The sequence below is a fragment of the Shinella sp. BE166 genome, assembly GCF_051201095.1.
Classification (GTDB): domain Bacteria; phylum Pseudomonadota; class Alphaproteobacteria; order Rhizobiales; family Rhizobiaceae; genus Shinella; species Shinella lacus.
Genome location: NZ_JBPEHL010000040.1, coordinates 1 through 15,720, shown reverse-complemented (window position 1 = coordinate 15,720; position 15,720 = coordinate 1). Strand labels below are relative to the sequence as shown.

Genomic DNA, 15,720 nt, shown 5'->3' with positions numbered 1-15,720 from the left:
CTGCTCGTCCGTGAACCGTGAATGCTTCATTCCGTCCGTCTCCTTGATACGACGGACTCTACCAAAATCTGGAGGAAGTTCAGGGGCTCAGGTCACTCTGGATAGGGTAGAGACCATGGGGCGGCAGGACGTCCCATTCGAGTGGCAACGCGCTCGCGCCGAAACACTTGACGCTCTCGGCCGCGCCGATGAAGCCCAGGCCTTTCGATGGCAATGCTTTGAGCAATCGCTTAGCGACCAGCATCTGCGCGCCTTCCTCAAGCGCTTGCCGGACTTCGATGACCTCGAGGCCGAACAGAAGGCATCCGCCTATGTCCAGACCTTCCCCGACGTTCATCGCGCTCTAGCGTTCTTTCTCCATTGGCCTGCACTCGGAGAAGGGGCGAAGCTCGTGCAGAAACGGACCAGCGAGCTCGACGGCAATCTCTACGAACTCATGACGATGGCCGCCGAAGCGCTGGCCGAGAAGTATCCGCTCGCGGCAACCATCGTCTTGCGTGCGATGATCGACTTCACCCTCGATAGCGCACGATCAAGCCGCTACAAACACGCTGCGCGGCACCTCGTGACCTGCGCGTCTCTCACCCCTCACATCCACGATTTCGGCAACGCCGGGTCCCACGATGCCTATGTGGCAGAGCTGAAGCGCCGACACAGCAAGAAGCCTGGCTTCTGGAGCTTAGTCGGGTAATGCGACCCACGCTCGTCGGCTTCCGGACAGTGTCTTACCAGTTGCCAGGGTCGGCGGTGTGATCGATTACGGCATATTCGTCTGCCTTTTCTCGATCGAGCACCACCGTCGTTGCCGTTGTCTCGCCTGTGACCAGGTAGTGGTTCGGCACCGATCCTCTACTTAGCGCGCGATACATTAGCAGCGCAGCCTCCTCGGCGGTGTCTGCTTCTATCTTAAGGGTGGTCGTGACTGTGAACGTTGACATCGCTTACCCTCACTGTGCGCGCATCTCGGCAGGACAGTAATCCCATCACGACAGTAATCCCATAGTGAGTAAGGGCCAGATTTTCGCCGGACGCCATCGTCTCCAGCCTCTTGCAACCGGAGGCGTGGAATTTTTCGGAGAGGACCCGTTAAGTGCCGGGAACGTGGCCCTATTACGAGAACGCCTTCGTAGACAGACCAGTCGAATACGATCGTTATGTGGGGAAACGCTGGCAACCCAGGTTCAGAATGGCGGAGAGGGTGGGACCGCCCGCCAAACGTCGCGTAACCCATTGATTCATGCGTCGCCAAAACTCGGTTTGGGTACATGCGAGGGTACAGCGCGTTATATCGTCTGATTTCGCTCCATGGTCAATCAATTTAGGTTTTCAACAGATGGATAGATTGCAGTTCTCACAAAACTAAAAAACTCAACCCCTTCCCGAGAGCCCTGCCTTCTTTAGTAGAGCATCATAAATCAACAGAGATTGCTTCATCAGGTTTTTTGCATCCTCCATGATCGGCGCGCGGTCTGAATCAGCTTTATGTCTCACCAATTTGTCTTGCAGAGCGTCGAGTGTCCTTTGAAACTCCAGGATGTCCCCGTGGTTGTCGGGCACAATGTAAACTAGCTGCGTTGCGGAGAACTGTAACTTAGCAATCGATGGATTCGCATCAGCAACCAGTGCATCAAACTTGAACTGACTTTTTTCGTTTACAGCCTTCGAGACGACATCGATCAGCGTCTTTGCATTGCCGGAAAAATCTTCTAAGTTTTTGACGAGGAACTCTCTCCGCGCTGCCTGCATTTCGAATTTTTCATTAATCAGAGGCGCGACGTAGTATGTCGCAACCGCACCGCAAAACATCAAAACGACCGAAAGCCAAACTGGTATCGTATCTGAGACGAGCAGGTTTATGAAATTCCGAAAGCTTGCTTTGAAAGAACGCCACATTTAGTTCACCGGCTTTGTTGAGCTTTGTAATCCGATTGTCGCCTTGGCATCCGTAGCGGTCTTGGTGGCCTTCTCCAATTCGAGCTTGTCCATCGACTTCAAGAAGAGGTTCATCGACTCTTCGAGAGCCTTAACATTGCTGTCAGACGGCGACACCGAATTCGTGACTTCAATCCCTTTGACTAGCGTGTCTGCAGATAGACCACTTGAAAAGATAGCTATCCCCAGTCCGACAAAAGCTGCTAGGGAAACAGTTGCCCCAACAATGCGCCAGTATCCGGGTGAAGCGAAATCGACTTCAATATTCTCAACACTGGCATGTTTGAAATATGTTGCCGCGAAGTCCTTAGCATCAGTTATATGACTTGGCGGGCTCACCCCACCGGAAAAGGCGGCGTGAGCCGATACCAACAGGGCAATCAGCTCGCTTGAGCTATTGAGAACTATGAAATCCGAACCGTCATACTTATTGGCAGATACGACTCCGCTCGAACTGCCTTCAAAAATGTACGATTCGTACGCATGGCCGAGCAACTCCTCTGTATCTTTATCAATCTTTATTTCTCTGACAGCAGGGGGTTTCCCTATTTTCTTCTCGAGAAGAAGAGAGATATTCCTTCTCGGAATAACATTCAGCCACTTCACTTTTCGCGTCGGCACTACTTGATTTTCGACGCGCCCGCCGCTGTAAACATCTTGAGGGTCAAACGCTGAAACGATCTCACCAATTCGTACTACAGCTTGAGACAGCCCTTCAATAATGTCACGACCAGGCACAACGACAAGATCGCCAACCTTTGCCTGCCCGTAGAGACGGCTGATACTTCCACTTAATGCTTGTAGCGCGTTGTCACTAAAAACGCTGTCTGAATAGTCCGCAGGATTTTGACTTGGAGGTTGACTGCCCGTCGTCTCTTTGTGCTCGCGCCACGCTATAGACTGTCGCAATGCACGCCGAATTTTTTCTCTTTTCCCCAAAATTAGCTTGTCTACATTGAGGTATGGTGCCTCCAAGAACACAACATTGTCTGCTGCGAAATCATTGTAGTTAACGCGGCCGCGACCTGCATGTACGACCCAAGCTTTTGTAGACGGCGAAACAAGTTTTGCAGAAATATCAAATTTTTTCTTTTGCATGTAATACCCCCAAGTCGCGCCAGACGTTAGTTACGTTTGGCTAGACACGCAAGGCATGTTGCAAGCCAAGAATAAGCCTATCTTCGATTAACTGGATTAATTCCCAGCTCCGAACTGCAACATCATCGTCAAGTCCGCAACGGCTGTTCAGCGGAATTCAGGTCGTAGGTATCAATCTTGCCTCGGCCGGATCGTATTGAAACTCAATGATCGTCCCGTCCTTCACCCGCGCTACCACTTCATCGATGACATGCAACGGTACGAGATACCATTCCTTCGGCTTAACTGGATTGCCAAAACGGTCCTGAATGGTCAAATCGAGTCGGGCTGGCGACAGCACGCGATGGAGAACATTCTCGAGTCTGCTGCGGTTGATGTTGAATAGCTTGTACGTCGCCACGACTTTGACTTCAGCGAGAAGGTAGGTGGAATCCAGCGCTGCATTAGCGATTCGGGCCTCGACACTGCCGCCCGTGACGCCAACCTTGTGGATCAGATCGCGGTGGGCGGCGACGTCAGGGTGGTCGGACTTGCTCTGCAGCACGTAGATTGTGCCGCTCTCCAGGTCGTCATCTTCTGCGGCACCGCCAAACAACGGCCCGGCATTAGGGTCTGTAATTCGGCGTCCTGCCTCGTCCTTGTAGAGTGCCCGCTGGAATGATCGGAGCAACAAATCGCTCTCGGTGCCATTGTCGAAGACTACCCGGAGCCGCCGATCTGGTCGGCCGTAATCGCTCCTGAACTCTTCCCCCATGTCCGCGACAAATGCCATCTGACCGCCTAGAATAAAGAACTCACCCTTTTTGACGTCGGCGTCTTCGCCGAACCGTCGGGTCTCGCGGGCGGCCCTATCGAGGTCTTCCTTGACGCGCATAAACAGAGGCTTGAAGGATTCGAAGTCTACACATGGCGTCCTATCTGCAACCTCCTCGGCAGCACGAACCTCCGCACGCGGCTTCACATGCGTCAGGTTCGTGAGGTCCACATCGCCAACCGGTTCGACGCCCAGTTCGGCAAGAAGGGCGTCGTCGTCGAGGTCTTCGATTTCGATCGAGGATGCTGGAGCCATCACCAGCAAGCCGTACCGGTCGAATTCATGCAACAAGGTGCGGCAATCCTCCTGCGCGCGCAGCCTGTCGAGGCGCACGGCATACAGGCGCTCGAAGATATCGCGATTATCGCCGTGCCGAGGCACGCGACCGTGCTCCTCCCGGAAGCGCACGATGTCTTCAAATCCTGCAATAATCCGCTCGTCGCGTGGCGACCTTGCGTTCTGCTTTTTCGCCTCTGGCGCTGCCCCGAGTTCAGCGAGCAGGTCGTCGTCCGAAATATCAACCATTCTTCTGCTGCTCTACGTGACGCTTGAGGGCAACCACGCCTTCTGCCATGCGTTTTTCCCATGCGTCGGCGGATGTGATGTCGGGAGCGCGACCGCGCTCCTGCATGAATTTCCGTGCCCGCAAGGCCAGGTCTCGGGCCTCTTCATATGGAATGCTGATCTTTTTGGAGGCAATCACCGCAGCGACCTGCTTCAGGGTCTGTTCGCTCATGGATTTTGCGAGGATCGAATAGGCGGCCTCGAAGGGATTAATCCTGTCGATCATGTCTATGTCGAGATTCCGGACGTCCATTGCAAATTTCCGGACCCCATCGATCAGTGCCGATCCGCCCGTTAGTTGCCCGGAGTCCTCCAATTCTGCCGCAACCGCCTTGGCCTTCTGCGTCAGGTTCAAGGCGGCAATAGCATGCTGCCGTATGGCTTCCTGATCGACGTCGCTGAGGTCCGGATAACGATCCTTGACGATCTTGCCCATACGGACCTGGGTCAATTCCTCAGGCACAGTCTCGTCATCGAACAGGCCTTTCTCTAGCGAAGGTTTATCCTGAACGAAGGCCGTGATGACCTCGTTGAGGTCTTCCTGGCAGATGCGTTTGGCTTCGTTGCTCTGCGGCGTGACGAGGCCGTTAATCTCGAAATGGAATTGACCGGTCGCTTCGTTAAAGCCGACATTCGTGCCTTTTGGGTCGTAGCCACCGTCGCCATAGTCAAAGTCCGGGAGAGGCCCGCTATCTGCGTTCTTTGGGGTGAAATTGAACTTTGGCGCGAGCACCTGTTCCATCAGCAGGCTGGCAGCGATCGCCTTCAGCGTGTCGTTCACGGCATCCACGACCGCTTCTTCGCTGGCGTCGGGTTCGGCGATCAGGTTGGTAAACCGAGCCGATGTCTTGCCCGGAGCATCTCGCGTTGCGCGGCCTATGATCTGAATGATCTCCGTCAAGCTGGCACGATAGCCAACCGTCAGCGCATGTTCGCACCAAATCCAGTCAAACCCTTCCTTGGCCATGCCAAGCGCGATGATGATATCGATGTGATTGCGGTCGTTTTTGTGGTTGGGGTCTTTCAATGCTGAAACGACCTTGTCGCGCCGTGCCGAATCGTCATCGACCAAATCGGCGATCTTGATGAGATGTCCGTCAGGCAGCCGCACCAGGTGGAACCCGGTCTTGGGGTCTTCACCCTCCCAAGTGCCGAGCGCGTCCATGATCTCGTTTACCTCCTTCACCTTGTCCTTCGTGCTCTCCCGGGAGTTGACGTTGGGGATATGCACGATGGTCTTGAGGGCGGGATCGAGGACTTTGGTGATGGCATCGAGATATCTGCCGCTATAGAAGAAATAGCCGATGTCGAGAGACTTCAGATGGTCGTAGCCGTTGAGTTGTTCATAGTAGGTGTAGGTGACGGTGACAAACTTGGACTCGTCCTGAGGAGCGAGCACCGCTTCGGCATCGCCACGAAAATAAGACCCCGTCATGGCGACCAGATGGACGCGGTCACGGGATAGGAATTGTCCTAACTGCGCGCCGAGCTTGTTGTCTGGATTCGAACTGACGTGGTGGAACTCGTCGACCGCAATTAGGCAATCATCGAAAGCTTCAATTCCGAGGTCTTCGACTGCGAAGCGGAAGGTCGCATGCGTACAGACCAGAACTCGATCGTCGCTCTCAAGGAACCGGCCAACGGCCTTGACCTTGGACTTTGCGACGGACGTGTTCTCGATACCCGCGACGTTGCACAAGTTCCACTGCGGCTTCACCGTCCAATCTGCCCAAAACCCATAATTCGATAGTGGCTCATCCGCAAAACTACCGCCGATCGATCGTTCAGGAACCACGATGATCGCCTTGCGGACATTCTGGTTGTGAAGCTTGTCGAGCGCGATGAACATCAGCGCCCGTGACTTTCCCGAAGCGGGCGGTGACTTGATTAGCAGGTATTGCTCGCCGCGGTGTTCATAGGCGCGCTCCTGCATCGTGCGCATCCCGAGTTCGTTGGCCTTGGTGGAAGCGCCTGTTCCAGCAGTGCGCATGGAAACCGAAGGAATGGTCTTTGTCGTGGTCATCGTTCAGGCCGCGCCTTTCCGGGTCGATTTCTTAGGTGCCTTATCGGCAGTCATCTTGGTGTAAAGGTCGAAAAGCTTTTCCAGCCGCTCAGTGTCGTTGCGGAAGCGACGCCCAATATAGATGCGCTCCAGGACCTCATCATTGCGCTCGTGGGCGGCGCGTAAATCGGCAGGCATGGCCTCGGGATCATACAGGTCGGCAATTGTCAGCGGAAAATGCGCCTCGCGAGCCAGAAGAATATCCTCGGCGCAACGGGTAAGGTCTGCCTTGTTCTTCTCGGTCAGGAGTGGAACTGGGAAAGTGTTCCAGCCGAGTGTATTCGTGTATGAATAACGCTTCTCAAGTCGACCACATACTGTCCCAACCCATATTATATGAAGAGTTGAAACAAGCAGAGAAAAATTTAGAATATCTCCATCAAAGATACCGTAAGCACGATTTGTTATAGTGTGCCTTGTGTCAATCAATTCCGCAGGAAGATACTCTCGATTCTCCGAGGAAACCGCGGGCATGGCGATGACGTGATGTAATCCCCGATTCATCTCGCGGAAACGGTGCGGAGGTAGGGCGACAATATTTGGATCGTCATTTAGGTCGCGCAACGCTTTTACAGCGTCAACCCGCGATCTTATTGGTTCAATCCGCCTCGCGGTATCCACATCGTGGTCGTCGAGCCAAATGCAGTATTTGGGCTTGCCATCAATGATTTCAGAGGACCCGCTAATACGTAGAAGGTATTGCGATGCGCCTGCGCTGGTCCGAACGATGTCATCCTTCTCGGCCATGCTGAGGAGGAGATTCCCGCCTTCGTAGGGCATGTTTCCCCGGATCATTTCCGATAGACCGGATATTTGGGAGTTAGTTTTTTCCACCAATGTATCCACATTGGGGACTAGATACGGCCCAATCCTGGCAACCGACCGCATTAGTGTTTGGCCTGCCTCATCTTCGTAGTACAGACGCGATGAGCTAATCGGCGTTTTAGCCAATCCGATAATTATTACAGTTACTCCCGCATTGTTAGACGCCAAATTTCTCCATTTGAAAGAGGTGTGCGCGAACTCGATACGGTGCAACTTTTTATAGATGACTGGCCACAACACCGTAGCGTGAAGGCCTTGGCATATCGTGTTGATTGAGACAAATGCCCCTCGGCAACTACAAACTGAGCTAAAGTCAGCCAGTTTCACGAACCATCCGGATACATAGTTCAAAGCGCGCCATGATCGGGTGAAAGCGCCAAAGAGAGCCTGAAGGTCAGACTTCTGCTCCGGCGTCTGGTCGTTCGTCCATACATAAGGAGGATTGCCACATATGTATGTTTCACCGCCGTCGTTATCAAAATCGATTTGCGGCTGAGCCAACGGAGTGTGAAACAAATCATCTGCGTGCAGCTTAACCCCCGTCCCTGTGGGCGGACAAACACTCAACCAATCCAAGCGCAGGGCATTACCGCAGACGATCCAATTTTCGGCATCCAGCGGCAAGAACTCCGCAAGAGCTTCCTTCTGCCCACGGTAGAGGACATCGCACTGGTACTCCGCGATTATAAGGGCAAGACGGGCGATCTCCGCAGGGAAGTCCCTAAGTTCGATGCCCCTGAAATTCGTGAGAGGAATTTCCGTGCGCCGATCCGACTCCCCTCTACGCTTGTTTATCTCTGCTTCGATCTCCCGCATCTGTTTGTAGGCGATGACCAGAAAATTACCTGAACCGCAGGCAGGATCGAAGACCCTAATTCTGGACATGCGATTGCGGAGATTCAAAAGCTTGCGGGCGTTATCACCGGCGTCAGCCAGTTTCTCGCGTAAATCGTCGAGGAACAGAGGATTTAAAACTTTCAGGATATTCGGCACACTGGTGTAGTGCATGCCAAGAGCGCCGCGCTCGTCGTCGTCAGCAACGGCTTGGATCATAGACCCAAAGATGTCGGGGTTGATCAGCCTCCAATTCAGACCACCGATATGAAGAAGGTAGGACCTGGCAATCTTGCTGAACCGTGGCACCTCCGTGCTGCCTGAAAAGAGGCCACCGTTGACGTAGGGAAAACCGTTCGCCCACCTCGGAAGGCTCGCCTCGGCGCGATCACCGAGCTTCGTGTTCATTGCCCGGAATAGCGTGCTGATGACTTCATGCGTATTAGACGAGTCGCGGTCGCTCATCTGGTCAATGGTTGAGGTGAACACGCCCTCACCGTTGAAGATGTCAGTGTCCTCAGCGAAAAAGCAGAAAATCAACCGCGCCATGAAATGGTTCATGTCTGGGCGGCGAACTGCGGTCGCCCAATCCGGGTTATCCTTCAAGAGCTCGACATACAGCTTGTTCAGCCGCCCTGTGGCCCGGATGTCAAACGAGCTTTCCCGAATTTGTTTGACGGTGGTGATCCCCGCCAAGGTCAGGAAAAACCCGAAATGATCTGGAAATTTAGGGTAGGCGCAGGCTACCGTTTCGCCGCTTACCAGGTCTTCAGCTTCGAATGAAACGCCATCCGTCGCGAGGATAAACTTCGCCTTGTTCGACACGGTCTTCTGGCTGGTGCGCAAGGCCACGAGGGTTTCGCCGACCTTGCCCTCGGCGCAAGTGGCGATGTGGATGTTGCTCTTTTGAAGCACTCCGCCTGCCACATCGGAGGTGTTCGCCGATGCTGTGCGCAGCCGTCTTATGGTGGTTTCCTTGTTGCCGAACGCGGCCAGGAAGGAGAACGGAAACTCCGCAGCCTCAAACGGCTGATTGGCGAGTTCCGATACGGCTTCCTCGATTTCGACCGCATTCATACGACGTCTTCCCCATGCAATACTTTCGCCCTGCCCTACTTTGGCCGGACCGAGCAGAAATTTCAGGATTGATCTCTAGCGGGTTAGGGTTGAGTCGTCATCGGTCAAATGGCGTCTTCCATTCACGTCTTCGGCTTTTGTGGATCGGTATCGACGCCGGTTGTTTCGAGAGTTGCGCCTGGTTGACCAGAGGTGCTGCGTTTCAAATTTTCAACCCAGCGCAGTGTCGACTCCAAGACCCTGACGTCTGTTAAGTCTTCCCGCTCATGAGGTACGTAGCATCGAAGGAGCTCCGACCAGCGATCCCATTTCTGAATGTAATCCAGCCAGTCAAGAGAGGCCTCAGGCACCCGCTTCCGAAGTTGTACAACGGCATCTCGGCGGGAGACACCGCCGCGGCGAATGTCTTCGAACAGGCGCGCATAGGGGACAAAACCTTGCGACAGAAAAATGTCGACGTAGCGAGATGGGACGTCAAGACGTCGGGCCAATTCCAGACGCTGAGCGTGTCGCGGCGACATCGGCGGCGGCGTGTAACGTGGCAACGCTTGTGCCGGTGGCGCGGCACCTCCCAAGATGAACGAAAACAACGCCAGAAGCTGTAGCGCGGCGTATTGAGCCGGGTTCGCTCGTCTTGCGCGGCGGCGTTCAATCATGCGCATCCGGAGCCGATCGTAACACGACCGGCGACGACGTCTCTTTCGGGAGTTGGCGTCTTTCATTGATGTGGTCTCCTTAGATAACTGTAAGATGGAATCGGTGCCTGGTTTGGCTCGTAAGGCGGAAATGATTTCCGCATCCGGGCATCGGCGATCTGTCGGACCAGACGTGCAGTCTGTGGCTCGAACAGAGACCTCATCCATGTCGCCAGAGCTTGGGCGCGCCGCAATAGGTCGTCGAGGTCCACCTTTCCGATGCGATGAAGCTCCAGTTGTTCCCGACGTCGCCCAGAGGCTACCGACGCGCCAACCGGTCGAGCCGTTCGGCGTAGGATTTCAGGACGTCGGCTTGTTGGTATTGTATGTCCAAGATCAGGTGCAGCACCTCCAGCATTTGACCGAGCCGGTCGGGCTGTTCCGGCGTTTCGAGCAACGAGAGAAGAGGCAGGAGGCGCGCTACAGACGTTTCCGTGTTCGAGACGATGGTTAGGACATTCGTCCTGGCTTCCGATAAGTTGGTCATGGATAAACTCCGTTTTCATGAAATTCTGGAACTCGGCACGTCGAACTCCGGCCGCACGGCTGGCGGCGGCAACGAACTCGCCGCCGGTCGTCGCAAGGATCAGCCCCTTGTCGCCATCCGCGATAACGAGCCGCTGACGATCCAATTCTAAATGGAAGGCTGCGTGTCCAAGGGCGAAGGCTGCCTTGAGTGCCGTTCGATCGAAGTCTTGGTTTTCACGCTCGGCACGCTTGCGGGCGACGTCCGAAAATCCCTCCGTCCGTCGGTGGCGTCTTTCGGCACGTGCCGGCTGAACTGTTTCCCCGTGATCAGCCTCGTATTGACGAGCGATGGCTTCGAGGCGGGCGAAATCGTTGCGGCAATCAAGAACCCGGAAGGTGGTAGGATCAACCTCGGCCACCGCGACATGGAAGTGCGCCCGCCCTTCCTTGACGTGTCGGACGACGAGGCGCGGGCGATCTCCACCGATCCCGAACTCGGTGTCGATCGCCCGGATAAATGCCGACAACTGTGCGGGCGACATCGCGCGCTCGGGCGAAACCGAAAGGTGGCGGACGCTATAACGGCAGCCTTTCACCGTTGCGAGCGCATGGGCATCGTCCAGCGCCTGCCGATCTCCTGCGAGGACGTCGATACATTCGTTCTCGGCCACCTTGTCCAGTAAGTGACGGGCTAGGTACCGAACGCCGCCGTCGCGACGGATGCGCGTCGTCTGCACGATCATGTCAGCAGTTCCCGGAGACGAAACCGGACGGCATGAACATCAGCAAGGATGCGGGAGAGTTCTTCGTCGCGTCCCGCTATCCGTCCGGAGTTGGCGAGCCGCACCAGCTGGTTCAAGTTTCCACCGACACGGCCAATCTCGCTCAACGCCCGGGCAAGCACGACGGCATGGTTGGCATCGAATGTCCGGGCGGGCATACGGGTGCCGAGGGCAGCGCGACGGATCAGTTCGGAAATCGAAAGACCTCGCGCTGTGGCGATGTCTTTAATTCTCGAGAATTCCGTGTCGGTAGTCCGAACCCGGACAATCCTGGCACGCATGCGTCCCTCCCATCTACAGGCCCGCGAAAGGGGCCGAGGGGGTTCACGGGGGAGTTTGCTCCCCCTGACCAGCGGCGTGTGTGGTAACACGCCATTGCTGGCTCTTTCCCTCTCTATTGTCTGAGGAAATGATGGGGTGTGGATTCTGCCGGCGCAAATACCGTTCGAGTTTCGGCCTGCTTTGAGCGGGTCGATGACGGACTTTGATGAAGCTTCGAACTTCGAAAGGAATAGATCGAAACTCGAACCGTGCACTTCGAAGCTCGCAACGATCATTTCCAATGTCGAAAGATGGGCGCTCGTGGAGACATGATGAGCCGAAACATCACGTATTTGTACATGAAATTCGCCGCGGTTGCGGATTTCAAGCGCTCATTCGATTTTCGAACTTTTGCCATCCGTTCGACTTTCGAAACATCGGCATCACTTCGAAAGTCGAGCGATCCTTCGCTGGAGTGAAGAGCCGTCCAGTTTCGCCGAGCGGGTGGTGCGGGCGCAGGCGAAGCCGAGCCTCGGTCGCAATGGCGACAACTTGACGGATCGTAACGCCCATTATCATCTCGTGTCCCGGATATGGTCCATGTCCGGGACTAGGCCAGCGCCAATGAGCGCCTTTATTCCCGTATGATTGAATTTGCGGTTTGCAGGCCCGCCAGATGGGGTCCAGCGCCAAAAACTGTGTCAGACCCATGTGAAACGTTTATCCGTCGCTGACGGGCCGTAATCGTACATTGACGCGGCTTTATGAACACGGCTACCGACACTCTATTCCTTGCCGGACGGCACCGCGTGTAACCTCCATAGCATTCCAGTTCTTGGATCGCGGATGTATCCGGACCTGACGGCTTCGGATTGCGCGTCCAATTTCCCTCTTTGCCACGCAGCGTCTTTCAATAGGACCATGGAACTGAAGGTCAGCAGAAACCTAGCGTCATCATAGTCCTCTGAGGTGCCGACCATGTGTCCTAAGACATACCGGTTGTTTTCACGGATTGCGGGATCATCCATTTGCGCAATGGCGTCAAGCCGTGCGAGTTTCCATGCGCCATCCGCCTCAACGTCGCTCGACAGTTCCACGGTATCTGCGTTGAGAGCTAGACCTGACATCTTCATATAATTCCCTCTTGGCTAAGGCGGCTTCCAATAATCGCGCCTCTAATTCAGGGTCTGGTCGGCCAAAGCTTGGGTCAAGTTTAATTTGACTATGCTTTGGCTCTCGGGCAGGCGTCAGCTCATGATGTCCGTACCCATCCCAGTCGTACTTGCGCATCACGCGGGCCGCTATCCGATGTTTTACGTCCCATTGGAATCCAGCAGGCGACGATGAAGCCTTGGAATATCCGATCACCCAGATGCCCCTCAGTGATACCGGTATCCGTATATAACCTCACGGAGAAAGAAGCCTCCAAGGGCAGCGCCCCCCTCACGGGGCCGCTTGTAGTCTAAAGATGAACTATCTCAATGTTTCAGAACAGTTTTTGGGCTGTTTTCGCCACCGTATCGAACGTCGTCTGCATAACCTTCGAAAGAGTGTCCTCGTGCTGTTCCGCGACGATAAAAGAATCGTGGACGGGGAGCGCTACGATGCCATGTCGGTACATCTGCACTAAAATCTGACGACAGATTTCAGAATCGATATTTTGGAGCGACATGCCGATGCCGCTGTGGAAATAGGATTTGATATCCGGTTGCCGCATCGTGATATCGAGGATCAGCCATTCTGCGGTGTCGCGATCAGCGCCCAGATTCTTTGCAATCGCGCCGCGCGCTTCCTCGAAGTCCTGAGTGTTCAGAAGGGTATTGAACGCCTTCTTGACGACATCGCGATCCCATCCGGAAATGGTGTAGGCATCTCCTTCCAAGTGCCGCCCGGCAATGCCATAGAGCAGGCGGGGATGGATTTGATGATAGTCCAGTTCGACGGTGCGGTGGCCGTCGATGGTGAGGTGCTGCCGATGCGTCTTTCGGCACGATTGCCACCAACCGCCATAGAACCGTCCGCCGCGATCCCATCCGCCTTTATAGACCCGGTACAGGGATGTCATTCCGGGGAACACCGCGTAGCCATCGAGCCGGATCGCATTGTCGTCCCGAACGGCGGCGGGAACAACGAGGCCGATGTCGGCTTCGGCGAGGCGGCGGTTAACCTTTGCGAGCATGCTGCGGTCACGCCGCGTCCTATCATTGTCACGGTAATCCACCAAACGCCCCTCGATGTCTTTCATTCGGATGACCTCGGCGACCTCATGGCGCAGGTCCGGTAATGCGACCTCGGCGAGCCATGGGGCGGGCCGGTAGCTCGACTGGATGCCTGTGGATCGGCCTGCAGGCTGTAAGTCGTAGTCGACCAGAATTCCAGCGTCGAGAAGGGCATCGATCGCCGGCACGACGTTATAGTAGGTGAAATCGGCATCGCGGTAGCGCCGCGTCTCATGCCACCAGCCATTGCGGCGGGAACAGGAGACGCGAAGCCCGGGAAAATGGAGCGCCGTGTGAACGGCATCGACGGCCACGGAGATCATCGCCCGTACGTTCTTCGCTGACCCTGCAAGCGGAAGGTCTAGGCGCTTAGCAAACTGATACTCGTTGCAACGCCATGACAGACGGAGGGCGCGATCGCGATCCCGGTCTTGCCACACTTCATCCACAAGGATGCGGGGCCTCCAAATTTGTTGACGCCGTTGAGCGCGCTCGTCCTGGGGCTTGGCTGGGGTATCTCCCAGCCTGAGGGTCACCGGCTAAAGTAACGGAGCTTTACTGCAGTCTCGCTGTCGGTCAACATGAACTCGCACCCAAAAAAACCGCCTGAGGGTTCCAGCCCATCGACGGCGGTTTTTTCATGTTCAGCGCCTTTTGCGCACGGGTCAAGCGCCGATCATCTTACCGAACCGCAAGGTAAGGCGAGAGGTCAAGGCCCTCCGGAAGTGGGAGAACTGCAAGTACCTCCAACTCCTCACGTTTCAGGGTCTTGGCACCGTAGTTATCCGACACGGTCTTCAGCGCGTGACCTGTTTGCTTGTCGTGCGTTCTCTGGTCAATTTTCGCCACTCGCATGATGTCCTTGGCGGTGTGACGGGTGGAGTGAAACGTCGACTCGATTTCCTTGTGAATACCGACTTTCTTCAACTGTGCATTCAAGCGTTTCGAGGCGGCGTCGGCCGGGCGTTTCACGGCTTTCTTCCCATGGTGAAAAGCCCATGGAAAAATTCGACCGTCTTTGGGAAAGGATTTAACGTAGTCGATGAACCCGGCATCGACGATGGACTGGTGAATGGCGATAATGCGCCTGCTCGACTTGTTCTTGATGCGCCGAGCCACGGGCAGCCCCTCGATATCGGTGAGGTCTGTAGTGAGGTCCAGAACCCAGTGTCCGCCTTCGACTTGATAAATGTCCTTGCGTTGCAAGGGGATGAGTTCACCGACCCGCGCTCCTGTCACGGTGCCGAGGAGTGGCAACCACTTGTTATCACCACGGTCCTCTAGCGCTGCGAATGCAAACCACCGGTTCAACTCTGCAACCTCAAACGGCAGTCGTGCGGTCGAGTCCCGTGCGTCTGCAGATATGCGCACCGTGACATTGGCGAGTGGCGACGTGAAACCATGATGCGCGCACATGTCATGAAAGATCATATTCAGTGGCGACAGGTAATTCGTCTCGATCGTTTTTCCGGTTAGGGTCTTGTGCTGCTTATGCAATGGCAAGTTATCGTTGTGAAAGACTGCCTGCACCTGCGTCATGCCGCGAAACTCTGGTTTTACGCTGTAGCTTGCTGGAACGCGGGCGAGCAGGTTGGCAAATGACTGGAAGTCGAGAAACCGATATTTGTTGATAGGCTTATCACCTGAGAACCCGATGAAGTCTTTGACCCGGTTGTAGTCGGTATCGATTTTTTTCTGATCAATACCAAGACCACTTCGAACGCTAAACCAATCCTCAAGGGCTACGGAGAGCAAAGGCCCCGGACGACCACCGTCGAGCATGATCTCGACAGCACTGTTGAGAGACGCGATCTTCGCTGAAAGTGCTTCTAGGCCGGGGAGGATCGGGTCTGGATTTAACGTCTCTGTTTCACGCCGACGATGAAATGTTTCGAGGATCATTGCCTGCGTGTTGATAAAAGACGAATAGACATTGTTGACCTCGCGCTTGAATGCACTGTCGCGCTCGGTGGCGGCGGTCTTGAGCTTGTATTGTAAGCGCCGTCCTGACCCCACCTTCCGGATCAGCTTATGATTGTCGATGTTCAATCTCGAAAGAGGGCTTGGACATATGTCGATTTCAGAGCTT

The 15,720-nt window shown here is 55.1% G+C and carries 15 protein-coding genes and 1 pseudogene; 2 read left to right on the top strand and 14 right to left on the bottom strand.

What is annotated here, in order from left to right; genetic code table 11:
* Positions 1-691, top strand: a 691-nt coding sequence (locus J2Y63_RS34605) for a DUF6880 family protein (protein WP_435269722.1), incomplete at its 5' end; no start/stop codon positions are given.
* A 34-nt stretch (positions 692-725) separates the two neighbouring features.
* Here the strand turns inward: J2Y63_RS34605 and J2Y63_RS34600 are convergent.
* The 8 genes from J2Y63_RS34600 to J2Y63_RS34565 all read right to left on the bottom strand — a co-directional run bounded on the left by J2Y63_RS34600 (position 726) and on the right by J2Y63_RS34565 (position 10,388).
* Positions 726-938: a hypothetical protein gene (locus J2Y63_RS34600; protein ID WP_435269721.1), complete on the bottom strand. Its 213-nt coding sequence runs from the start codon at positions 936-938 to the stop codon at positions 726-728.
* Positions 939-1,368: 430 nt separating this feature from the next.
* The gene (locus J2Y63_RS34595) at positions 1,369-1,893 is read right to left on the bottom strand and encodes a hypothetical protein (RefSeq protein ID WP_435269720.1); all 525 of its coding nucleotides are present in this window, start codon (positions 1,891-1,893) and stop codon (positions 1,369-1,371) included.
* Entirely contained in the window at positions 1,894-3,030 is a 1,137-nt protein-coding gene (locus J2Y63_RS34590) for a hypothetical protein (RefSeq protein ID WP_435269719.1), read from the bottom strand. It lies immediately after the preceding gene.
* A gap of 157 nt (positions 3,031-3,187) precedes the next feature.
* Positions 3,188-4,369, bottom strand: coding sequence for a GIY-YIG nuclease family protein (locus tag J2Y63_RS34585; protein ID WP_435269718.1), 1,182 nt, complete (start codon positions 4,367-4,369; stop codon positions 3,188-3,190).
* Positions 4,362-6,431 (bottom strand): DEAD/DEAH box helicase, encoded by a 2,070-nt coding sequence (locus tag J2Y63_RS34580; RefSeq protein WP_435269717.1) that lies wholly within the window; start codon positions 6,429-6,431, stop codon positions 4,362-4,364. The genes J2Y63_RS34585 and J2Y63_RS34580 overlap by 8 nt, the downstream gene beginning before the upstream one ends.
* A 3-nt stretch (positions 6,432-6,434) precedes the next feature.
* The gene (locus J2Y63_RS34575; RefSeq protein WP_435269716.1) at positions 6,435-9,206 is read right to left on the bottom strand and encodes a class I SAM-dependent DNA methyltransferase; all 2,772 of its coding nucleotides are present in this window, start codon (positions 9,204-9,206) and stop codon (positions 6,435-6,437) included.
* 122 nt (positions 9,207-9,328) lie between these two features.
* On the bottom strand, positions 9,329-9,928 hold the full coding sequence (locus tag J2Y63_RS34570; protein WP_435269715.1) for a hypothetical protein: 600 nt from the start codon (positions 9,926-9,928) through the stop codon (positions 9,329-9,331).
* A gap of 232 nt (positions 9,929-10,160) precedes the next feature.
* Positions 10,161-10,388, bottom strand: coding sequence for a hypothetical protein (locus J2Y63_RS34565; RefSeq protein WP_435269724.1), 228 nt, complete (start codon positions 10,386-10,388; stop codon positions 10,161-10,163).
* Between J2Y63_RS34565 and J2Y63_RS34560 the strand changes: the two genes are divergently transcribed.
* Entirely contained in the window at positions 10,387-10,539 is a 153-nt protein-coding gene (locus J2Y63_RS34560; protein ID WP_435269723.1) for a hypothetical protein, read from the top strand. The genes J2Y63_RS34565 and J2Y63_RS34560 overlap by 2 nt on opposite strands.
* 210 nt (positions 10,540-10,749) lie before the next feature.
* Here the strand turns inward: J2Y63_RS34560 and J2Y63_RS34555 are convergent.
* The 6 genes and pseudogenes from J2Y63_RS34555 to J2Y63_RS34530 form a co-directional block, all read right to left on the bottom strand.
* A pseudogene (locus J2Y63_RS34555) lies at positions 10,750-10,911 on the bottom strand (hypothetical protein); the annotation flags it as partial.
* A 197-nt stretch (positions 10,912-11,108) separates the two neighbouring features.
* On the bottom strand, positions 11,109-11,432 hold the full coding sequence (locus J2Y63_RS34550; protein ID WP_435269714.1) for a plasmid mobilization protein: 324 nt from the start codon (positions 11,430-11,432) through the stop codon (positions 11,109-11,111).
* A 364-nt stretch (positions 11,433-11,796) separates the two neighbouring features.
* Positions 11,797-11,985 carry a hypothetical protein gene (locus J2Y63_RS34545; RefSeq protein WP_435269713.1) on the bottom strand — a complete coding sequence of 63 codons (189 nt, stop codon included), beginning with the start codon at positions 11,983-11,985 and terminating at the stop codon, positions 11,797-11,799.
* Positions 11,986-12,197: 212 nt separating this feature from the next.
* The gene (locus tag J2Y63_RS34540; RefSeq protein WP_435269712.1) at positions 12,198-12,545 is read right to left on the bottom strand and encodes a hypothetical protein; all 348 of its coding nucleotides are present in this window, start codon (positions 12,543-12,545) and stop codon (positions 12,198-12,200) included.
* A gap of 353 nt (positions 12,546-12,898) precedes the next feature.
* Complete coding sequence (locus tag J2Y63_RS34535; protein ID WP_435269711.1) at positions 12,899-13,954, bottom strand: hypothetical protein; 1,056 nt, start codon at positions 13,952-13,954, stop codon at positions 12,899-12,901.
* Between the two features lie 358 nt (positions 13,955-14,312).
* Positions 14,313-15,720, bottom strand: a 1,408-nt coding sequence (locus J2Y63_RS34530; RefSeq protein ID WP_435269710.1) for a site-specific integrase, incomplete at its 5' end; no start/stop codon positions are given.